18 protein-coding genes and 2 pseudogenes are annotated in these 20,010 nt (G+C 60.0%); 8 read left to right on the forward strand and 12 right to left on the reverse strand.

Going from position 1 to position 20,010, the window contains the following annotated elements; genetic code table 11:
- Positions 1 to 84: 84 nt before the first annotated feature.
- The gene (locus PQR53_RS34530) at positions 85 to 1,146 is read right to left on the reverse strand and encodes a DMT family transporter (protein WP_408464392.1); all 1,062 of its coding nucleotides are present in this window, start codon (positions 1,144 to 1,146) and stop codon (positions 85 to 87) included.
- Positions 1,147 to 1,296: 150 nt separating this feature from the next.
- On the opposite strand from PQR53_RS34530, the pseudogene PQR53_RS34535 reads away from it, so the two are divergent.
- The 3 genes and pseudogenes from PQR53_RS34535 to PQR53_RS34545 all read left to right on the forward strand — a co-directional run.
- A pseudogene (locus tag PQR53_RS34535) lies at positions 1,297 to 1,571 on the forward strand (metal/formaldehyde-sensitive transcriptional repressor).
- Between the two features lie 8 nt (positions 1,572 to 1,579).
- Positions 1,580 to 2,869 carry a CDF family Co(II)/Ni(II) efflux transporter DmeF gene (gene dmeF / locus PQR53_RS34540; protein ID WP_408464394.1) on the forward strand — a complete coding sequence of 430 codons (1,290 nt, stop codon included), beginning with the start codon at positions 1,580 to 1,582 and terminating at the stop codon, positions 2,867 to 2,869.
- A gap of 6 nt (positions 2,870 to 2,875) precedes the next feature.
- Positions 2,876 to 3,096, forward strand: a pseudogene (locus tag PQR53_RS34545) (DUF1289 domain-containing protein); the annotation flags it as partial.
- A gap of 393 nt (positions 3,097 to 3,489) precedes the next feature.
- Here PQR53_RS34545 and PQR53_RS34550 read toward each other — a convergent pair.
- Entirely contained in the window at positions 3,490 to 4,374 is an 885-nt protein-coding gene (locus tag PQR53_RS34550) for a LysR family transcriptional regulator (protein ID WP_408464396.1), read from the reverse strand.
- A gap of 106 nt (positions 4,375 to 4,480) precedes the next feature.
- Here PQR53_RS34550 and PQR53_RS34555 point away from each other — a divergent pair, with 106 nt between their 5' ends.
- Positions 4,481 to 4,759, forward strand: a complete 279-nt coding sequence (locus tag PQR53_RS34555) for a hypothetical protein (RefSeq protein WP_408464398.1) — start codon at positions 4,481 to 4,483, stop codon at positions 4,757 to 4,759.
- Positions 4,760 to 5,712: 953 nt separating this feature from the next.
- Here the strand turns inward: PQR53_RS34555 and PQR53_RS34560 are convergent.
- Both PQR53_RS34560 and PQR53_RS34565 read right to left on the reverse strand, forming a co-directional pair.
- Positions 5,713 to 6,681 (reverse strand): epoxide hydrolase, encoded by a 969-nt coding sequence (locus PQR53_RS34560; protein WP_408464400.1) that lies wholly within the window; start codon positions 6,679 to 6,681, stop codon positions 5,713 to 5,715.
- A 62-nt stretch (positions 6,682 to 6,743) separates the two neighbouring features.
- A complete protein-coding gene (locus tag PQR53_RS34565) occupies positions 6,744 to 7,748 on the reverse strand; it encodes an alpha/beta fold hydrolase (protein WP_408464402.1) in 1,005 nt (334 codons plus the stop codon).
- Between the two features lie 243 nt (positions 7,749 to 7,991).
- Between PQR53_RS34565 and PQR53_RS34570 the strand changes: the two genes are divergently transcribed.
- From PQR53_RS34570 to PQR53_RS34585, 4 genes are all read left to right on the forward strand, one after another.
- Positions 7,992 to 8,873: an NmrA family NAD(P)-binding protein gene (locus PQR53_RS34570; RefSeq protein WP_408464404.1), complete on the forward strand. Its 882-nt coding sequence runs from the start codon at positions 7,992 to 7,994 to the stop codon at positions 8,871 to 8,873.
- A gap of 44 nt (positions 8,874 to 8,917) precedes the next feature.
- Complete coding sequence (locus PQR53_RS34575; protein ID WP_408464406.1) at positions 8,918 to 9,247, forward strand: hypothetical protein; 330 nt, start codon at positions 8,918 to 8,920, stop codon at positions 9,245 to 9,247.
- 37 nt (positions 9,248 to 9,284) lie between these two features.
- Positions 9,285 to 9,647 carry a GNAT family N-acetyltransferase gene (locus PQR53_RS34580; RefSeq protein ID WP_408464408.1) on the forward strand — a complete coding sequence of 121 codons (363 nt, stop codon included), beginning with the start codon at positions 9,285 to 9,287 and terminating at the stop codon, positions 9,645 to 9,647.
- A 75-nt stretch (positions 9,648 to 9,722) separates the two neighbouring features.
- Complete coding sequence (locus tag PQR53_RS34585) at positions 9,723 to 10,277, forward strand: TetR/AcrR family transcriptional regulator (RefSeq protein ID WP_408464410.1); 555 nt, start codon at positions 9,723 to 9,725, stop codon at positions 10,275 to 10,277.
- Positions 10,278 to 10,690: 413 nt separating this feature from the next.
- On the opposite strand, the gene PQR53_RS34590 is transcribed toward PQR53_RS34585, so the two are convergent.
- From PQR53_RS34590 to PQR53_RS34625, 8 genes are all read right to left on the reverse strand, one after another.
- Positions 10,691 to 12,328 (reverse strand): hypothetical protein, encoded by a 1,638-nt coding sequence (locus PQR53_RS34590; RefSeq protein WP_408464412.1) that lies wholly within the window; start codon positions 12,326 to 12,328, stop codon positions 10,691 to 10,693.
- The gene (locus tag PQR53_RS34595; RefSeq protein WP_408464414.1) at positions 12,325 to 13,320 is read right to left on the reverse strand and encodes an AAA family ATPase; all 996 of its coding nucleotides are present in this window, start codon (positions 13,318 to 13,320) and stop codon (positions 12,325 to 12,327) included. The genes PQR53_RS34590 and PQR53_RS34595 overlap by 4 nt, the downstream gene beginning before the upstream one ends.
- A gap of 3 nt (positions 13,321 to 13,323) precedes the next feature.
- Entirely contained in the window at positions 13,324 to 15,306 is a 1,983-nt protein-coding gene (locus PQR53_RS34600; protein ID WP_408464416.1) for a TnsB C-terminal domain-containing protein, read from the reverse strand.
- Complete coding sequence (locus tag PQR53_RS34605) at positions 15,303 to 15,944, reverse strand: hypothetical protein (RefSeq protein WP_408464418.1); 642 nt, start codon at positions 15,942 to 15,944, stop codon at positions 15,303 to 15,305. The genes PQR53_RS34600 and PQR53_RS34605 overlap by 4 nt, the downstream gene beginning before the upstream one ends.
- A gap of 1,126 nt (positions 15,945 to 17,070) precedes the next feature.
- Complete coding sequence (locus PQR53_RS34610) at positions 17,071 to 17,367, reverse strand: CppA family protein (protein ID WP_408464419.1); 297 nt, start codon at positions 17,365 to 17,367, stop codon at positions 17,071 to 17,073.
- A gap of 176 nt (positions 17,368 to 17,543) precedes the next feature.
- Positions 17,544 to 18,038 carry a hypothetical protein gene (locus tag PQR53_RS34615; protein ID WP_408464421.1) on the reverse strand — a complete coding sequence of 165 codons (495 nt, stop codon included), beginning with the start codon at positions 18,036 to 18,038 and terminating at the stop codon, positions 17,544 to 17,546.
- A gap of 624 nt (positions 18,039 to 18,662) precedes the next feature.
- The gene (locus tag PQR53_RS34620) at positions 18,663 to 18,815 is read right to left on the reverse strand and encodes a hypothetical protein (protein WP_408464423.1); all 153 of its coding nucleotides are present in this window, start codon (positions 18,813 to 18,815) and stop codon (positions 18,663 to 18,665) included.
- Between the two features lie 79 nt (positions 18,816 to 18,894).
- The gene (locus PQR53_RS34625) at positions 18,895 to 19,374 is read right to left on the reverse strand and encodes a hypothetical protein (RefSeq protein WP_408464425.1); all 480 of its coding nucleotides are present in this window, start codon (positions 19,372 to 19,374) and stop codon (positions 18,895 to 18,897) included.
- Positions 19,375 to 20,010: the final 636 nt, after the last annotated feature.

Consider the following 20,010-nt stretch of genomic DNA (forward strand, 5'->3'; position numbering starts at 1 on the left):
AAGGGGCGCGGCGGCTGGTATCCGACTGGCGGCCCAAAAAGGAACTAGCCGTCAGCCGGACGAAACGAGAGCTATCTCGCGGGCTCAGTGCGTGTGACGGTGATGAATATCGGGGAAATGCGCGTGCGTGTGGGTAATAGGTGCGTGCTGATGGGGGTGCGTATGGGGTTCCTCGCCGTCCCACTCAAAATCATGCGTGTGCTGATGGTGTTCGTCGTGCCGGTGCCGATGGTTGTGGTCCAGAATCTCGTGAGTGTGTGGATGTTCATGCCTCTCGCGGATATGAAGCCAGATTCCCAAAGCCATGAGCACGGCTGCAACCCAGAAAGAAAGCGATGGCACCTCGGGCCACAGGAAAAGCGACAACGCGACGCCGAATATTGGGGCGACAGAAAAATACGCGCCGGTTCGGGCGGTTCCGAGATTTCGCAGGGCGACGACAAACAGGACCAGGCTCACACCGTAGCCAGCGAAGCCGGTAAGCATGGCTAGAGCCATTTTTCCAATGCCGGGCAGATGTGCACCCAGCAGCAGCGCGATGCACAGATTGACTGAGCCGGCGACAAGTCCTTTCAGACAGGCAATAACCATCGCGTCGTTCGCCGAGACTTTTCGCGTCAGGTTATTGTCGACCGCCCACGCAACGCAGGCTGCGACCACGAGCAGTGCACCTGGCGAGACGCCAGCGGCACCCGGCTGCCACGACAGGACAACACCCCCAAACACGATTGCCACCATCCCGAGAAATATCTGCAAGTCCACGTTTTCGCGGAATACCACCCAGGCGATGACAGCCGTGAAAACGCCCTCGAGGTTCAGTAGCAGGGAGCTGGTCGCAGCAGGAGTCGAGCTGAGACCGAGCATGAGCAGCGCAGGCCCGGCCACCCCGCCCGCCACAATTGCCCCGAGAAGCCACGGTACTTCGGCGGCCTGAATGCGACTTTCGTTTTCTCTATCGCCCACCGTACGACGAAGATGTCGGACGAGAATCCCTACGGCGAGCCCAGCACCGCTGCCAAGGTAAAACAGGCCCGCGACCATGAAGGGCGAAAGCGACCCAAGCAAAGTTTTGGCGAGCGGCGTGGTTGCGCCAAATAGCGCGGCTGCAAGAAGAGCGGTAAAAGCGGCGTTGTGACGTGCGTTCATGGATTGACGGGCTACGAACATTAACCAGGTTGGGGAAGTATCTGGCGGAACCAGCGAGTACGGAGAATTTCGCGTGAGCAAAAAATACCCCCACCCCCTATGGTAGACTTCGAGAAATTATATACCCCCTCGGGGTATCTGGAGGGGGCGATGAGTCATACAGTTCACGAAAAACAGAAACTTCTTAACAGGGTTCGCCGTATCAAAGGGCAGGTTGAAGCCATCGAGCGGGCGCTTGAGGACGAGCACGGTTGCACGGATGTTCTGCAGCGTATTCGAGTTGTCGCAGAGCGATGAACGGCCTGCTGGCAGTTGTGCTGGAAGACCACATCAGGAACCACCTTGTCGATGCGGATAACGGCGAGGACCATGGCGGCAGCGCGACGGAACAACTCATTGAAGTTGTTCACAGCTACTTCAAGTAGAGTCAAAAATGAGTGATTTCAGAGACGCCGCATTCGGCGCAGGGCACGACCACATCTTTCTGGGCGCCGGTCATGAAAAGAACGAGCGCAAGACGTGGGCCGTGATTGCTCTGTGCAGCGCGATGATGCTGGTTGAAATCGTCGGCGGCAGTATGTTCGGCTCGCTTGCGCTTGTCGCCGATGGCCTGCACATGTCGACGCATGCCGGCGCGATGCTGATTGCGGCCCTCGCGTACACCTACGCGCGCAAACACGCCTCCGACCCCCGCTTCGTGTTCGGTACCGGTAAGCTCGGCGACCTCGCAGGGTTCACGAGTGCCATCGTACTCGCGATGATTGCAGTGCTGATTGGCTACGAGGCGGTGTCGCGCTTTCTATCGCCGGTGCCCATTCACTTCGACGAAGCGATTCCTATCGCGGTGGTCGGCCTGCTTGTCAACCTGGCAAGTGTGTTGCTGTTGAGCGGCGGCGACCATGGCCATAGCCATGGTCATAGCCATGGTCATAGCCACGGCCACGGCCACGGACACGACGGCCATGCTCATGAAGACGAGGTGCAGAAGGTTTTTGCACCATCCGGTGTGTTTGCCGTTTCCATCTTCGAAGATGGCGTGCCGCCCGTTTTCCGGATTACACCCGCGACGGAGGGGTCGCGGCTGGACGCTTCGACAGCGTCTGTTACCACGGTGCGACCTGATGGGACGCAACAGGTATTCACGCTGGCGGACCGTGGCAGCTATCTGGAATCGAAGGAGGACATTCCTGAGCCGCACGCCTTCAAAGCCATCGTCCGGATACCGGACGCCGAGCACGAAGTCGAATTCGAAGAACATGAGCACCACGACGATGCACATGAAGCAGCGACCCGCGACCATAACATCCGGTCGGCCTACATTCACGTGATGGCGGATGCGGCGGTCTCCGTGCTGGCTATCATCGGCCTCTTACTGGCACGCGCATTTGGCTGGCTCTGGATGGACCCGCTAGCGGGTGTCATCGGCGCGCTAGTAATTGCAAACTGGTCGTACGGCTTGATGCGAGACACGGGCGCGATCCTGCTCGACATGAACTCCGACCGACGTATGGCGGAGAACGTGCGGCATGCTATCGAGGACCGTGGCGACAAGGTCGTCGACCTGCATGTATGGCGCGTGGGTCCGGGTCACATGAGTGCTGTCGTGTCGGTGGCGACGAGCGAAGCCCAGCGAGACTCGCGCTTCTATCACGCAGTGCTCGAGCGCTTCAAGGGGCTGTCGCATGTCACCGTTGAAGTGCAACCTTCACACGCGGCGGCCTGACCAAGGGCAGTCAAGTCGACGTGCGTCGATGTCTGTGCCTTCGGCGGCAAGACCAGATTGTGCGTTGGATGTTTTCGTACTCTCGACGAAATTCGAGGGTGGAAGAAGATGACCGACCACCGGCGACATCAGGACATCAAGTGAATAACGACCGGGCACGACCGCAATCGAAGTTGCAACGGGAATGCTCCGAACCGCATCGGGGACCTGCAACTTTGGATGACTGAATCCGCCCATTGTCTCGGCTTCGGTTTTGTCCTACCGGACAGCCGAGTTAGCGCATCCTCGCTTGCCAATGGCGAAAGTTACTCGATAGGGTGCCCGCTGGTCTGACAGCACTGGCGTGAGCGGCCGTCCTGGACCGAACAACGGTCGTTCGAAAGTAAAACGCGATTGGCGCTTATCGGTCGGCTACGGTCCGACGCGCGATGCGCGACCTGCGAGTTCACGCGTGCGGGACGTCGGGCAGGGTTCGGCCCGAATCCGGGCCGACGACGAACGCCTCTGGTCGACCCAATTCAGTCTATTGAATTTCTACAAACCAGCCACTCATCCGTCGTCGCCTGCAATGGGTTTCTGTCCTGACGGGAGCGAACCAACGCGACCACAAATGACAATTTCTAGACCACTCGCAGATCCCACAAAACATCGAGGACGTGTTGCGTAGTGTTTTCAACGCGGCCCGCACGATGTGCGATGCCGAGCCGACGCCACAGCGTTGGTCGCAGCGGGCGCATGACAATGCGCGGATCGTGAAATGGAGTAGCGGCTTCATGAGGCAACAGCGCTGCGCCGTAACCAGCCGCGACCAGGCTCCTGATTGCGTCATTGTAACTAAGCTGAATGCGTGGCACAGGATGATGACCGCCCGCTGCAAACCATTCGGTGCTCAGGTGCGAAAGCCGTGTAGTCGAGTCATTGAGAACGAGTGGCTTGCTGGCCAGCCACTTGGGTGTGACGCGGGCCGGGCAGCTCCAGCTGGCAGGCATGAAGGCCATGACGGGATCTCGGCGCCATGGCTTGATCACAAGGCCCGCCATCGCGGACTGGGGTAACGCGACTAGCCCGATATCCAGTGTCCCTTCCGCGAGGCCGCTGAGCGTGTCCTGCGACGTCAGCACCGTAACCTGAACATCAATCGCAGGATGTTGCTGCCCCAGCGCTTCAAGGGCTTGCGGCAGGAGGTTTGCTATCGCGCCCGTCGACGCGCCAAGTCGTACTCGACCCTCAAGCCCCTGTACTTGCCGTCGAGCATCGTCCAGCGCCTGGGCGGCACCGGCCAGAAGGTGCCGTGCCTTTGTCAGAAGGGTCTCCCCAATCGCCGTGGGTTGAACGTGTCCGCGCTTGCGTGACAACAGCGGCGCACCAATGCGCTCCTCCAGTTCCTGAATGTGAAGGCTGACTGTTGGCGCTGCCAGATTCAGGATACGTGCGGCCTCCGCAAAGGAGCGATGATCTGCGATTGTCACCAACGTGCGCAGGCGGTCCAGACTGATCTCTCTCATGACGGTACCAGATTAGGAATAACTGAACGTAAGTTTCAGGAAATTCAACTTTTCATATTTTATCCATGGAACCAAGATCGGAGCTAACAGTTCAGGAGGATAGAAAATGATTGGTATCGAGGAGAGCACAAAGGGCGATGAAGATAGCCAACTATCCGCTAGCGATGTACAGGCACAACGATGGGTAGCTGCGCTAACGCTCACGGGTTTATTGATGACCATTCTGATCATCGCCGGCCTGTATGTCGCGACAACTCCCCGTAACGTCAATCAGGCGTGTTTCCAGACAGAAATGGACGACGGGCATATTCTCCTGGAAGCTTCTTTCCAGACACCACCGGAGCAGGATGCAATCGTGGAGGTGATGCGCGCTTGTTCGCGCTGACGTAACCGGCAATTGGGTTAGCAGTCGTTTCGCACCGTACGATTGTCGACGATCCAGGCAGTAGGGTCGAACGTCCGAAAGTGGCCCGCACTAAGCCCGACGGCGGCCGGCTCAGGGGACACCCGCGATTTTATAAAGGAGACCTTCGCGTGATGCCCGCTCGCGCCGGTACTACTCACGAACGCGACGCCTGAATTCGTCGAACATAGTCCATTGCGACTCTTCGCCGATGTGTATGTTGACAGGCACTTTTGAACGACCACCAAGCGCTTCGTTGAGCCGAACCATGAATTCATCCCCGGAGCGGGCGTAGTAGGCGCACTCCCTGAGGTTTTCTCCCGTAGAAACGAGAACGAGGCTTGCAAACTCGCCTTCTCGACAGCGAACCTCAGCGCGTCTTCCGTGGAGTCCATCCATTCACGCACATCAGCGGCCGGCATTCCTGTTTCCGAGTCATATTTCCAAGTAATGATGACCCGGATAGGATTGTCGAGTCGGTCGAAATCCTTATCGAAATCCCTGACGTAGCGAAAAATGATGACGCGGCCATTGCTTTAATTTTTCGATGTTGCGGTTGTCCATACGGTCGTCATATCGTTATCTATACATGTTCTTGGCATCCAAGATGCTGAAAAACTTGATTTTTAAGTGTGACGAACAAGCGTCATCGTGACACTATTTTCAGTGATCTAGGTCAACGCGTCGACTATCTCTTCCCGGCCGGACCCGGTCCGACGCAGACGTCGGAGGATCACCGCGCGCAGTATTTAAGTGAGTGTCATAAGGCAACCCAACACGGACCACCGGTCTCCCTGTTGGTCGACGTCCGTTCTCCGAGTGCAAGTGTCATTGAATACTCGCGTGAACCTCCGTTACGCCGCCATTTTTCTTCGCCCCACGAAACGGAGTCTGGAGCGGGGAGCCGCGAGTAATCCGGACCGTGTATGTCACGATCATGCGAGATCAACGGTACGCACGAACTTCAGCAGTTGGTCGCTGACCTCGGCGGCGGCCTCATGCTGTACCCAATGCCCCACGTTATCGAGTTCGAGTCCTCCAACAAGCCCCGGTAAGCCGGCGCGAAGGTCGTCGATGCTAAGCGGATATAACTCTCTCAGACCGTCCGCCTTGCCCCAGATAAAAAACGACGGCTGAACGATCTTCGCGCCCTTCCACGGAGCGGACAAGGCGAAATACGGCTCCGCCGCGCGGTAGTAATTCAATCCTCCGTGGAAACCGGTGCGCTCAAATTCCGTAATGTTATGCGCGACGTAGTCCGGGGACGCCCACGAAGGCAACGGTCCGGGAGCAGCACGATAAAGACTCCGAGCCGGATCCATTGGACTCCACTGCTGGCCGGCTGGCGCAGTACCCGATGCCCAATACAGAATGCCGGGAATGGTCACCGCGGCGTTGGCCCAGATTTCGTCGGCGTCGGGCCGAATTTGCTCGAACATATAGAACTTGTCCTGATGCCCGGCCTTTCGCATCCTGTCGAAAACACTGACGTCTCCGCGCGGCACGAAAGGGACACTGAGACAGAATACCGCCGCGAATCTGTCCGGGCGCATCAACGCCGCGTTCCACGCGTGCGTCGCCCCCCAGTCATGACCGACGAGGATAGCGCGGGGAATCTCCAGCGCATCGAGCAGACCGATCAGGTCGCCTGTCGTGTGCAACGGTGTGTACAGGTCTGCGTCGGCCGGAGCCGAGCTTCGCCCATAACCACGCATATCCGGGGCAATGGCCCGATATCCCGCCGACGCAATAGCCTTCATCTGCCCGCGCCACGTATAGGAGGTATCCGGAAAACCGTGGCAAAACAGCACGGCTGGCCCCTCCCCTTGCTCCGTCACGTGCAAGGTAATGCCATTGGTTTCGATGTCGTATTGCTTGATGCCATCGCTGTTCGATGCGTTCATTTCACTCAACTCCTTTAGTCGACGTGCAGGACCCGATGTGGGTCAGGATGTGTCCGTGATGGCTACGACAGTTCCTTCGCCTCGAGCCAGGAGCGGATTGCCTGGACGAGTTCAGCCTTGTGTTCAAGCGGAAGCCAGTGGCCTGCGCCCAACGTCGCCACAGACAGATCCGTGCAAGCGTTTCGCATGGGCCCGCCGAGCGCGCTGCGGGTGATGTCGCAGATGCCATCGAATTCGCCGTTCACGAACAGCACGGGCTGGCTCAGGCGGCCGCTGTCGGGCGCAGTTCGAGCGTAGGCGATGTTGGCGTCATCGTTCTGATACCAACTGTTACCCGGACGAAAACCGGTCACACGGAACGCATCAACCAGCGCGTCGAAGTCAGCGGACGGCCAGAGCGCTGCGTCCCGCGCCACCGCCAGCGCGCGATGTGCCGACCCGAACCAGCCTCCGTTGCGCGAGACCAGCGCAGAGCGATAGATCTGGCCCACGGACTTCGGGTCTCCAGACCGATAGATCGCCGCCAGGGACGACGCTATGTCGGCATTGAAGTCGGTCACGGTCTGATCGAAATGTGTGGGATAGAAGCGGTAGTAGTCCCATTGCCCGTCCGGATACTGGTCGGCGGGATAGAGAGTCCGATCGACCAGGGGCAGCAGACTGCGCAACCCGAAGCTCTCGGGCATATACGGAACGGAGACGAATACAACCGCGCGGCTGCGCTTCGCGTGATGCGCAGCGAGCGCACCGGCCACCGGGCTTCCGAGGTCGTGGCCGACCCATATTGCCGGACTCGCGCCCAAATGGTCATGCAGCTCGACCATGTCGTCAACGATCTCTTTGAGCGCATAGGCATCGGGCGCGCCCGGTGTCGACGAGCCGCCGTATCCGCGCATGTCCGGCGCAATGCAGCGCCAGCCCACCGACGCGAACGCCTCGATCTGCGCGCGCCACATCAGGCCGATCCCGGGCCAGCCGTGAAGGAAGATCATCAATGGCCCCTCTGCGGGTCCGGCCTCCCAATAGTGCGTGGAATGACGGGGTGAGGCGAAGGTGTGGGCGATCATGGCAGGAACATTCTCCGATGGAGGGCCGTCCGGAAAGGACGCCGTCTTCGATTTTCATTTGCAGCGTGCTTTTGCGAACGCAGCTTAACGCGCTTGCCGCCCGCGTCGAGCGCGACATTCTGCAAAAGACTAGGGCGAAACTATCATCAATTGTCGATCAGGATTACGACTATACTCCAGTTCAGATCCGGTGACCGAAGTGTTCATCACCGTCCCAGTTAATGAATTGAACGGAGCTTTCAAATGGCTTTTCGTAAATTTTTTATCGCAGGTGCGACTGGCGACACAGGCGGAGCAGCGACAACCGCACTTTTGGCTGCAGGCGAACAGGTACGAACCCTCGTTCGACGCGAGGACGCCCGTTCAGAGCAGCTGCGCGCGCAGGGCGTCGAGGTGCTGGTTGGCGATCTCTCGGATATCGACGACGTCGCACGCGCTCTTCAAGGCATCTCATCGGCCTATTTCGTTTATCCGATCGAATCTGGAGGGATGGCGGCCAGCGCTTCCTTCGCACAGGCGGCCCGCGAGGCCGGAATCGAATCCATTGTGAACATGTCGCAGATTTCGGCCCGCCGTGAAGCGAAAAGCCATGCTGCGCAAGACCATTGGATCTCGGAGCAGGTGTTCGACTGGGCTGGCACGCCGGTCACGCATCTTCGCCCCACGTTCTTCGCTCAATGGCTGACCTACCCGGGCCAGGTCGCGAGCGTCAAAAAGGACGGCGTATTGCGCCTTCCGTTTGGCGATGGGCGTCACGCGCCGATTGCAGCCGAGGATCAGGGGCGCGTGATTGCCGCCATCCTTCGCGATCCGGCACCGCACGCGGGCAAGGTATATCCGCTGTACGGGCCGGTCGAGATGAATCACCATGAGATTGCGGCAGAGATGAGCCACGCGTTGGGCACGACGGTGACATATCAACCGGTCGATCTCGACATGTTCAAAAAGCGCCTGGACACCGATGCAAAATTCAGCGACACCTTCGCGCAGCATCTGCTGTCGGTTGCCGTCGATTACCAGGAAGGAATTTTCGCCGGTACCGATTCCTTCATTGAGGAATTGACCGGTACTGCGCCAATGACGGTCCAGGCATTTATCAGGAAGCACGCGGCGCTGTTCGCCTGAGCACGGTTCCCTAGCAGAGAAGACGAATAAAACAGGAGCTTGTCATGCAGTCCTCCAACCTTGATACAGCCAGTGAAGTGGCAACTGAGGAATACCTCGTGAATCCCGTCTGGATCGCGCTGACCGAGGCGCCTCCGGCCTTCGTGGAGCGCCGCGAAGGGGCAGCCCGATATCGGCCGGATTTTGCACCGTTCGGGGCCGCGCAGAATTACACCGCGCAAAACGTCTCACAGGTTGCAGCGATGCTCCAGCCAGGACAGCGCCTTTCGTTCTTCACGGCGGGCAAACCGGACTTGCCGCCCGGCTTTGACGTGGTGCGAGGCGGTTGCCAATCAGATGGTTGCCACCAGGAGGTTCACCGTATCGTCCGATAAGCGGATCGCGCGACTCGGCGTCGACGACACGGCTGATATGCTCCGACTCGCCGGGCTGACGGAACCCGGACCATTCAACGCCCGGACCAACGAACTCGGTCACTTCTTTGGCATCAAGGAGGGCGGCGAACTGGTGGCGATGGCGGGCGAAAGAATGACTGCCGGCAAATACGTCGAAATCAGCGCTGTGTGCACGCAGCCGGAGTGGCGTGGTCGAGGGTTGGGTCGGCTGTTGATGGAGCATCTGTCGGCAACAATCCAGGGACGCAGCAAAGTACCGTTCCTTCATGTGTTCACCAATAACGTTGCCGCCGTTCGTCTGTATCGGGAACTCGGCTTTCGTGTTGCCAGAACCCTGCAATTGACGGCCATCGTGAAGTCGTCGGCTAGCGCTGGGTGATCGCTGCTGCGGAAGGACGGGGCGAGCGGCACCGCCGATCGACCCGCAGGACAACACATCTTTGAGAAAGAGAAAATGGGGCACTCACAGGCTGAGAAACTGTCCACGCATCAGCGGATTGTGCAGGTCGCTGCACGTCGTCTCCGCGAGCGCGGTATTGACGGGATCAGTGTCGGCGACATCATGAAAGAAGCTGGCCTAACCGTCGGCGGCTTCTACAAGCATTTCGAGTCACGCGATGCGCTTGTAACGGAGGCTTTCATCCTGGCGTTGCAGGACATCGAGCATATTCAGGACGCGCTCAAGACGGCGCCTCAGCGTGCGGTAAGCACCTACGTGTCAGGAAGTCATCGGAACAACGTCGGCAGAGGTTGCCCAATTTCGGCCTTGGTCAACGATATGTCGCGCGCTCCCGATGCAACCCGCGAGGCATTCACCGAACGTGTCAGTGAAATCCTCGATTTGCTCGCGCAGTCTTTTCCTGAAGCGGAAGACGCCCAAGATAAAGCGGTGATGATTTTTAGCACCTGGGTGGGTTCAATAGCGCTCGCTCGCGCAGTGAAGGACACGAATCTGTCGAACAGGATAATCGAAGGAGCGCTGATGGAAGTCCTCAAGATGTACGACTGATGCAGTGCGTAAATCTTAGGCCTCGTGCGCGTTTCTCTCATCCCAACCTGGTCGTTGCATAACTCGAGTTGACCTTGCCGCGTAAAGTTTAGGCCCGTGCCATGGAGCCGGCAGCGAGCCGCTTGCGCCAAGCGATCCAGCCGACAACCATCGATAGTGCCGGAGCGACAAGTGGCGCCACCCGATCTCGTATTCGCCGTGGAGTGTGACGGTCGCGAGCGCAGCCAACATCGCGGTGCAGCCGAGCGCCGAGCCCCACGGTCGCGTCCGTGCCCGCGCCAGCAGAACGGCGGTCATGGGTTCCAGCGAACGGGTCACGAAATGGAACCCGTGCGGATATCCCCACTTCAGGTATCCCTCAAAGATGGATCGCGGGGCGACGGTGTTGCTGAGCGATCCCACAGCGAAACGTCTCACTCTGCATCGGAAGCCGCCAACACTGCCAGGACCATTGCCGTAACACCGACGCCTCGCCGATGATTCGGCAGCGGTGAACTAACTGGTCGTACGGAAATGTCCAGTCGCGAGTCACGTTTTGCGACAGGTGTCGGCCAGTTTTCCGGCGCTTTAGCTTCATAAAGTTTCGCGAAATGATGTCTATAGTGTTCCGCTCCCGTTTGAAGTTCATCTACGGATGTGAGGTGTCGTGGTCGCGCCGGAGCGATCACAATTCTGTATTGCTTCCGGTCAGGTTCTTCGTCCAGCACAACCCACTCCCGCTCCGGATAATCGATCGCTGGAAACTGCATCCATAAAGGTCCCGATCGCACGGCTCCGTCGTTGGATTCATCAAGGTAGCAGGAAAAACTGTCGAGGCAAGCCAGTGCAAAAACGCGCAGGATTGTCCAGCGCTCCACCGACGGGGTCCATCCGGGCAAGCCAACTGGTGCGAAGAGAGAAAGCCAGACAAGGACACCAAGCAGCCCGTGTTCGCATCGGCCGAAAAGATGCGCCGGTACGCCGACACCCTCCCATTTTGTCCGCCATCGCAGTACCGCTTGGGCAACCGGACAGAACGGTGTCGTTGTGCATGCATCGAGCCGCCATGTGAGATAGCGGCCAGCGGTATAGACACACCTGCGATGCCGTTGCACGACATGGCGCATGAGATATCGTCGAATCGACTTATAACAAGCGATGGCGTCAGGCAGCACGTCATCGGAAGCGCCTATCGCCAGCGGACGGGGTAATCCTCCGACGCACTTACGGCGATGGTCAACATCTGTTTCTAACGAATCGCGAGCAAAGGCGAACGAATAGACCAGGACGTTCGAAACCCCTTCCGTCTGCCCCTGCACAACACGCGCGCAGAAGCCGCCGAGCCCATCCCCACCGCTGCCCTGTGGCGGCGCCGATGCCAGCCAGGCCTCGCGAACTTCCGGCTGACGTAAGTTAGCCAGCAGTCGCCGAAGATTTGATGAACGGCGGCCGAACCAATCCCGCGCAAGACCTTGAGCGACCTTGCACCGGTACTCACGCGATATCCGGGTCGCGGAATCTCCTGCCGCACGGGGCGAGCGCACCCAGTTGTGCCCGCACGTCGGACAACATAGGGGCAGCCGGAAATTGCGCGCCTGAAGTCGGTACGCCATCAAGGCCTCGCCACATTGGGTGCAACGGTCACGGAGTGGACTGCCGTGGACCGGGCATGTCTTGCACCCGTCAGACTGAAAGACGGCGAGATGAATGCCGCGCGCCGCACACTGCATGCACCACATCAATTGTTGCGATCCGGCACTCCGTGACACGTCGCTAACCGGCAAAAACGCAGCCGCGACGTCGCAAAGCGGAATGCACATCAGATCGGACATCCGGAGGAGATCGAACTGACGCATGTCGCGCAGGTCAATGCCGTGCTTCAAAGGCCAGCGATCCGGCTTTCGTAAGAAAAGTGCCGCCAACGCTGTACACGACAACGCGTTCAATTGCTGGAACCTGGCGAACAGCATAAACGCAGACTGACCTGGCAGATTCCAGTCGTCGCGCCAGCACCACTCGCAGACTTGCGAATTGTCGGCGCCGGGGAGCAGAATTTCGAAGCGACTTTTCATGGTCCAGCAGCTACGTCGTCAACGAAGATGATGCGCAAATCTTCCAGTGCCGCAACGTAGTTGGATTCGTCTACCGCTTGCGCCCACAATGCCTGGCTGAGCGCAAAATCCGATGCATCGTAGCTCATGTTCTCGACGAGCGCGATCTCGATAGTGCGCGCGACATACTCCATCGGCAGCTCCATCGTGAAATCAAACCTCGCGCGCTGGTGCGCAGCATCGAAAGCATCCCACAACGCGAGGTGCTGCTTCTCAAGGCGGAAGCCAGTGTCGAATGCGCGTTGCAGAAAATAGCGCGTGTAAGGCCAGTCACTGCCGTCTGGAAAAGTTGACGTGTCGTAAGCGGCGAGTGACATTTTCAGATCGTCGGCGGCACGAAAGCCATCGAAGCGTAACTCATCGACCATGAAACGGGACACGATCTGAGAGGTGTCCACGCTCTGTCGGAACGAACTCTTGCGGTTCAGGATGCCAGGTTGACCGACCAGGAATGTGAACATCCGCACGCCCCGGCGCTCGAGTTCGTCCTGCACGTCGCGCAGCCATTCGTAGTGTTCGAGCTCAAGCCGCTGCGCCTCGTCGACAAATACGATCAGTTTGTTGCCGGCGGCACGTTCGACCAGTTCAGCTAGTTTATGGTAGAGGCGTAGCCGACGCTGCAACGCCGTGCCGCTATCCGGGCGCCCATGCCGTGCCGCCTCGAGCAGCATGCCGAAAAACAGCGCTTCCGAGTGCGACGGATTGCGCGGCATGCCGATCGTCAGGATTGCCACGCGAGGCAGCTCCAGATGCAGCAGCCGGACACAGTATCGAATCGCATAGGTCTTGCCCCAGCGCGTGTGTCCATAGATCACGGCGCCAGCGACGCCGCGCCGGATACACTGGCGCACGCGAGAGTACATCGCGGCGATTGCCGGGGTGGGCACCATGTACGCCTGGTTCACGAGCGGATGCGCCGATGGATCAACGGGGCGTTTCAGCGAATCAGGCATCGTTCACCCAAACGTAAAGATCTGCGTGAGCCACGGTGCGTCCGGCGTCTTTCGGACAGGTGTTTCTGCCGCTGGCGCTTCGCTTTTCACGGCTGGCGCCGCATGAGCGACATCGGGCGGCGGCAGTGCCTGATGTGACTTCGCCCGGTCTGTCAGCATGCGCGCCAGGTCATTGGCGTCACGTGTATGGCTTCGCGCCTGTTCTTTCTTGTAGGCAAACCATGCGCCAACCGGATCGCTGCCTTCGCGCACCGACAGCTTTCGCTGATGGATCAGTGAGAAGATTTCCTGTCGCACGCGAAGCGAATGGGGCGTAAAGCACCAGGGACGCGCGGCAGTCAACACACCCAGTTCTGACCCGTCCATATGGAACGCGTGCAGATGGCGGATGTCCTTGACGTTGAAATAGATACGAAGCTGCTTGCCGATCAGCCCTGCGATGCCCGACAGCACCCGGCTGTCGTAACGCACGTGTTCGAAATTGATATGCGGGCGGTCGCCGCGGCTCACGTTGCCGCGGATCGTGACAACGCGAGCCTCCTGAAGCAGGCACAAGGCGCTGCGTCTGGCCACCGGTAGCGTACGCAGCAGGCCGTCCTGTTTTTCGAGCAGAAAATGCATTGCCTCCAGCGGCGTACGCCCGCCCAGTCCCCCATGCGGCTCGCCATTGTAGTTGCCGAGAACCACGTCGATCACATCTTCGAGCTCGTCGAGCGTCATCATCAGCGAAGCTTTCTCGCCGACATCATTGAGCACACGTTCGACTGCGCGCGGATCGCTGCCCGTGGTGGCCGGCAATCTGTGCGCGAAATGCGACGCGAGCTGATCGAAGAAGCGCTCAATCAGCGCGCGTTCGTTCTTCTGGCCCAGTGGCCCGTTGTCGGCTGTGCAGCCGATGACCTGGGTCAGGCGCTCAAGTGTCGCCTTCGCGAAATGTGCCTTCGCTGCGTCAAAGCGGAACGTGCTCCAGCACGCCCACGCGCTACCGGGAATCGCCTCGGACGGAAAGCCTCCACCGGGTCTGACCGCCAGCGCAGGAATCTTCGAAGCGCGGGCTGTGTGTGGCATCAGGCTCGCCTGCAAGGCCGCGGCAATGTCGTCCTTGTTGTACTCGCGACCGAGCGCGAGCGCATAGCCAATCACTGCACGGGTTGCCACATCGAGCACCACCAAGATCCAGATCCGGTGCAGCACGAGCAATGTTTCGAAACCGAACGGGTCGTCGATGCGCAGCGTCAGGCGCACGTCGATCTTGTGACCGTCGAATTCGACCGCCTCAAATGGACGGGTTGCGGGTTTGCGAACGGCATCAGGATCGTCGTTCCAGCGATGGCTGATCTGCTGGGCGCCTGCTGCCCGAGCCGCCGCGTCGAAATTCCGGTTCGACAGCGCTCGGGCGTGACTGGCAAGCGATCGCTCACCGAGATATTTCTGATTGAATGGATATTCGTGTGCCTGAATGCCCGCCTGCCGGCATTGCGCAAGAAAGCCTCCGTGGAGTCGCCACAGGTGCCGATGCACTTCGGTGAGCGCTGCATGCTTCCTGCTGCGTTCGGCGACCTTGCGTTCGATCCAGCGTGCGATGTCTGGGTAACGCTGCAGCAACTGGCTGAAGGCACCGCTTGCGTTGCTTGCGATGCCCTCCCGGGATGGTTTGACCAGCGATCGGCGGTCGTACGACCGCGTGTGCTGATAAGGGATCAATGCGCGGCAACCGAAGATCCGACCGTCCTCGTGCTGCGTGATGCATCGCTCGAAGACGCGATAAAGGTCGTTGAAACCAACTCCCGTTTCCCGGCTGATTTCGCGAAGGGGTGTATGTCCATCGACAAACAAGGTCATCGCCCGGATGCGGCGCGTCAGCAGGTCGCGCCCCTCATCAGACAGGGCGCTATCGTCCGCCGCCGGCCATTGCCCGATATCTGTCAGACCCTGGGGAATGGAGCGGCGGTCGAACCGCAACGTCCCAAAAGCGATCTTCTTCATGGCCGCTCCAGACGGGTACGCGGCCCGAGTGGTTCCAGTGCAAGCGTTGGACATCGAACCTGTCCATCAAGCACCAGTCTGAACACCGCAGAACGGACCAGCATCGGATCGGCCGCCGTGAATTGCCGTTCCAGTTCTGCCAGCGTGGTGCCATTGCTGCATGCAATGAGCACGCCGGCCATCAATCCGTCAATCGGAAGGGCGTGGCCGCTCACCAGGTAACGGAGCATCATGACCCGGTTCTCGCGCAGCACATGTGGGTCGGCGAGTTCCTGCGGATGAATCATCTGCAACTGCATCGAGGACGCCCGGCTCCACGACTGAAAAGCCGGAAACAGGAAATGTCCTTGCGCCACAGAAGTCCATTCCGCCGTTCGCAGCACGACACACAATCTCTCGTCGTGACGCGTGCGGATCCAGAAGTCGACAACGCGGGACGGCTTGGCGTCCGGGATGCAAAGGGGCCGCTCGCAGTAAGTGACCACTTGCGGGTCTGATTCGAGGCGAACCCAGAGATCGAGGGCGAGCCGCCCGAACAGGGTTAGCCGGCGCCCGATCTTCGGACCGATGAGGTCAGATCGATGCGCGCCGTGCGGACGTGCGTTGTTGACTGCCCGCAAGAAACGTGGTGGTATCATCGACAGCACTCCGGTTTGCCCGACCATCATGTTTTAGTACAAAACGACCCGGACATCCGCCCCTCTGACGGCGATGTGATTGCGTTTTTGCACGCCAATTCAGTCACTACAAAATACGTGTTATTTGCTACGTTTTTTCACGTCGATAAATGTGCATATACACATAATCCGCACTTTGGCGGCCTGACTGCGCGCCCACCGCGTCCAGCCGTGAAACAATACAACGGAAAGCCGGCAAAATTGGCCGCAAAGCCTTACCGCCATTGCTTCTTTGGTTGCTGAAGGAGATCAGCCATCTGTTTCACGGACATGCCGGCCGGACAGTGCCAGGGCTAGGGCCTATGACATTTCAAAAATTCTCTTCCTTCGTGTGGCGTTTCCGACTTTCGCTTCTTCACGCGCAGAAGCAAAAGTTGTTACGACACAGACAGCAACCCAGCCCTCGCCGATTGTAGGCTGACCGGAGGTGCTGCAACTTTTCCTTCAACCGACGCCTTCGGCCTGCCGCCGGTGCCGGCGCCGGCGCCGGACGAGACCCTGCCACTCGTGCTGTCAGTGCGGCGCACGAAGTGGGGGCAGTGGAAAGGCGTGCGTAGCCGCACAGCGGTCTGGCACCTCGCGACTGGTCTCTCTCGCGAAACAGCTGACTACGCCCGCGGGTCGGGCCGGGCAACGGACGCCGCCCGCCTCGAACAGGCGTCGACCCACTGGCTCCGGCACAGCTACGCCAAGGGCCTGGCTGAAGGCATGAAAAACGGCCTGGACGCCCGCGCGGCGCTTGACAACATGGGACACGCCGACGCGCGGACCTTCAACCAGTACGTCGACGACGAACCGCTGAAACGCGCTCTGGCGACCACCCTCGCCCGCCAACGCAGAACAGGAGTTAGCGGCATTGAAGCGGCGCAAAAAAACGGCCCGCGCTGTACACACCCTCGCGGACCGCTTCGTGATTCGTGGCGGAGCACAGACGGGCGGCCAGTTGGCCCGCCAGCCCCGCCTCTGCTCCGTTTGTGGTCACGTGCGTTTAGCACGGACCACCTCTCCATGATAGCCGCTGTTCTACCGCCCTGCCGGCCCCGCGATCCGGCCGCGACGCCGTCCCGGCGCCCCTGCCCCGCGCCTGTCATCCTGCGGCCCGGCGCGTCTCCACCTGCGGCCGCGCGAGGATCTGCCGGATCGCCGCCAGATGACGGTCGCCGACCTCGATATGCGCCGCCGCACCGGTGACCGCCGCGCGCACCGGCCACGGCAGCCGCAGCCCGAGCTGCCGGCACAGCTGCGAAACGTACGGCTTGCCCGGCCGGCCCGGTCCGATGCAGGCCTGCGCGGCCGCGGCCAGCGCCGCGTCGTTGGTCCGCTCGCGCAGCCACGCGAGCGTGCGCCGGTCCGATTCGTTCTGCACGCGTACCAGGTGTTCCATGCCGACCCCCAATTACTGTATATATGAACAGTACTGTTAATATATACAGCATTAGCGGTGTATTCAAGCGTAAGCTATCCGTGCGACAAGGCCGAGGAACGTACGCCACGCGCCCGGCAGCGCCACGACGGCGTCCCTACAGACAAAGAGGCGCTTTTGCCGGATCGACGGCGACGCTACCGGTAGGCCTCGCAATCTCGGTGCTCGTGGTGCTCACAGACAATGCCCACCACCAGATCGACGGACTGCAGCGCGAGACTGTACCTGCGCTGACACGGCGTCGTCTGCAACACCGTGTCAGCGCAGTCGGCCGCCGCTTCCGTGCCCAGATAGTCGTACAGCGCATCCTTGTGCTCGACCTTCCGCGACCGGGCGTCCGGACGCTCGGAATGAAGCATACCGACTCGTGGGCAGCCATCGCCTCGAGGAGCCGCAGCTTGACCATGTAGTTGTAGAGAAAGGCCCTTCGGATGCCGGCGGAAAGCGGCGTTGGAGTTTTCTTTCCGCACCGTGATCGTGACGAATTCGATATCAGCGCGCCTGCCGCGGAGCTTCGCCAGCTCGGCGGCAAATCCCAATCGTTCTCCGGCCGACAGCTGGACCGACTTGAGTTCATTCTGAGTCGAGCGGGCACGCCGTTTGTACAGACCCCGCACCATGCGGTTCAGCATCGTCCGGGATGATGGCTGCGGCTAGCGTGAAGAAACGACTGGAGCCGCCGCGCTGGTAGGGTGCATCAGCTTCCAGCCAAGGCAGCCGCTTTCGTCGAGGTAGGTCGTTGCGCCCATATGAAAGTGGCCTCCCGAAGGAAGCCATTGGAAAAGGTGCGGGACCCGGACCTGACGCACTCAAAGTACGCTTAAGATTGTCGACGCCGATTTGTCGCTGGTGATCCGGGCATCGATTTAAACCGCAGGGTCGCTACAACTCCATCATGCGGATTAAGGGTGGGATTTTCAACTCTGCGCCCTCACGCTGGCAAGGCGTTCCGCTTCCAATCTCCATGCCCCCTTTTCTACGTGGTGCGGCGGGGCATTCCCTTGTCATGTCGCGCATCCAGTCCCGGGGTTCCGGCGTCGGACTGAAGTGCAGCGAGAACAGGTAGAAACACGGCGCACTGGAGAGTGTGTAAAAGTTGGGGAAATTGAGTCAGGAAGCACGGGCTGGCAGCAGGGTTGTATGGTCCGTTCTGTTCGTTGGTAGGTGCCGGCCTAGCGATGCTACCTCGATGCATTTGTCGTGATGCGAGGCGGCTATCTCGAGCGCCGAGATGTAGCGGGGCGAGAATTGTCCGTTTAAACCTGCGCCATACAGTGCGTCTCTTCGTCAGTCCAGCGCGTCTGTCGCTTTCTGCCCATGCGGTGGCTGACGACCTGGTTCACCGCGAACTCGGCGATGCCGCTGCTGATCGCCAGACCCTTGCGATGCCGGGCGCCGTGGTTGATCAACGTGTGCGCGTTGTTCCTCAGGTACCCGGAGAGAGTGTTCAGGTTCCACCACAGGCGCTGAATTCGTACCCCTCCTACGTCAGCAGCCGACCGTCCAGTGCCTTGATCCGCTCCATCGCCTTGCTGCCCTGCCATGCCAGACCAACCACGTGGCGTGATTGATTTCGGTCTCCACAGACTCCCGTTTCAGCGCGGCGATCATCTTGCTGCCGAACACGGTACGCTGCGCCCCGTGGAACTTCATCGCTATGTGGAGCCAGTCGAGGATCCGGCCGCGAGCCAGTTGACTGCCCTGGACGGCCTTGTCAAATTCACCAGCGTCGTCGTTGATCACGGTCACGCGTTCATCGCTCGCCACTCCGTTTCGGCTGAGGAACTGATCGAGTCGCGCTGCAGCCGAGGTGAGTTCCTTGTGTACATAGGCATACAACTTTTGGGGACCGTCTGTGAGCGTCGCTCGCCCGGCGACGATGTTCACGCCCCATCGGCCAGCCTTGCTTCGATGATCAACCGCATGGTTTGCTCCCACCGTTGCTATACCGGTCAGCGTACCCCACATGAAACCTGTGCCGCGCCCGGCAGATCGAGCCGCTCTCCCTAGGAGCCTCCTAGGTTTGCACGCTCTCCAAGTAAGTCGCCGGACCCCGCGGCGACACAATCGATCCCGGCGGATGAGGAACTGTTCGCCGTTGATCGTCTGCGGGAGGCCGTTCGTTCATCCTACCCGCGGCGGGAGGCAAGACATTGGAACAGCCACTGCGGGTGATTCCGGGCAGAAGGCTCGAACTTTGAGAAACCTGCATGATTGGCCGCGTCGGCTGTCGTTAGGTCCAAGGCGAGGCGTAGCTGATCAGCGGGTCTGTGGACACTTCTCGGGCACATTTCGGCCCAATGTGCGGCGCAAGCGGCCTGCGCTGTCTCTTACCCGGCAAATCCAATCGGCACTCGCTTTAGCAGCCATCGTCCGTTCCCAAAAGCGTTCGGATCCCGACGCCCCACGGGTGGCATACGACCGCGGAGCGTTTCCGGTGAGGCGGCCGACTCAGGTCGCCTCACAAGCAGGGCCTCGACCGAAGAGTGTGCCTAGTAGCACACTCTTCCACCACCCCGCCGCTAAAGGGGAGGAGGGGGGCGGCTAACGCCAGCCGTGTGGCCACAAGGGATTCACGGCTATTCGGTTGACTCGGGTCGAGTC

Origin of the sequence: Paraburkholderia fungorum, assembly GCF_046027605.1 — a bacterium.
Lineage (GTDB): Bacteria > Pseudomonadota > Gammaproteobacteria > Burkholderiales > Burkholderiaceae > Paraburkholderia > Paraburkholderia fungorum_F.

What these genes read in the sequence shown, in the direction of transcription:
- PQR53_RS34530 (WP_408464392.1), bottom strand. Translation starts at nt 1,146, where the DNA reads ATGAACGCACGTCACAACGCCGCTTTTACCGCTCTTCTTGCAGCCGCG.
- dmeF (WP_408464394.1), top strand. Translation starts at nt 1,580, where the DNA reads ATGAGTGATTTCAGAGACGCCGCATTCGGCGCAGGGCACGACCACATC.
- PQR53_RS34550 (WP_408464396.1), bottom strand. Translation starts at nt 4,374, where the DNA reads ATGAGAGAGATCAGTCTGGACCGCCTGCGCACGTTGGTGACAATCGCA.
- PQR53_RS34555 (WP_408464398.1), top strand. Translation starts at nt 4,481, where the DNA reads ATGATTGGTATCGAGGAGAGCACAAAGGGCGATGAAGATAGCCAACTA.
- PQR53_RS34560 (WP_408464400.1), bottom strand. Translation starts at nt 6,681, where the DNA reads ATGAACGCATCGAACAGCGATGGCATCAAGCAATACGACATCGAAACC.
- PQR53_RS34565 (WP_408464402.1), bottom strand. Translation starts at nt 7,748, where the DNA reads ATGATCGCCCACACCTTCGCCTCACCCCGTCATTCCACGCACTATTGG.
- PQR53_RS34570 (WP_408464404.1), top strand. Translation starts at nt 7,992, where the DNA reads ATGGCTTTTCGTAAATTTTTTATCGCAGGTGCGACTGGCGACACAGGC.
- PQR53_RS34575 (WP_408464406.1), top strand. Translation starts at nt 8,918, where the DNA reads ATGCAGTCCTCCAACCTTGATACAGCCAGTGAAGTGGCAACTGAGGAA.
- PQR53_RS34580 (WP_408464408.1), top strand. Translation starts at nt 9,285, where the DNA reads ATGCTCCGACTCGCCGGGCTGACGGAACCCGGACCATTCAACGCCCGG.
- PQR53_RS34585 (WP_408464410.1), top strand. Translation starts at nt 9,723, where the DNA reads ATGGGGCACTCACAGGCTGAGAAACTGTCCACGCATCAGCGGATTGTG.
- PQR53_RS34590 (WP_408464412.1), bottom strand. Translation starts at nt 12,328, where the DNA reads ATGAAAAGTCGCTTCGAAATTCTGCTCCCCGGCGCCGACAATTCGCAA.
- PQR53_RS34595 (WP_408464414.1), bottom strand. Translation starts at nt 13,320, where the DNA reads ATGCCTGATTCGCTGAAACGCCCCGTTGATCCATCGGCGCATCCGCTC.
- PQR53_RS34600 (WP_408464416.1), bottom strand. Translation starts at nt 15,306, where the DNA reads ATGAAGAAGATCGCTTTTGGGACGTTGCGGTTCGACCGCCGCTCCATT.
- PQR53_RS34605 (WP_408464418.1), bottom strand. Translation starts at nt 15,944, where the DNA reads ATGATACCACCACGTTTCTTGCGGGCAGTCAACAACGCACGTCCGCAC.
- PQR53_RS34610 (WP_408464419.1), bottom strand. Translation starts at nt 17,367, where the DNA reads ATGGAACACCTGGTACGCGTGCAGAACGAATCGGACCGGCGCACGCTC.
- PQR53_RS34615 (WP_408464421.1), bottom strand. Translation starts at nt 18,038, where the DNA reads ATGCTGAACCGCATGGTGCGGGGTCTGTACAAACGGCGTGCCCGCTCG.
- PQR53_RS34625 (WP_408464425.1), bottom strand. Translation starts at nt 19,374, where the DNA reads ATGTGGGGTACGCTGACCGGTATAGCAACGGTGGGAGCAAACCATGCG.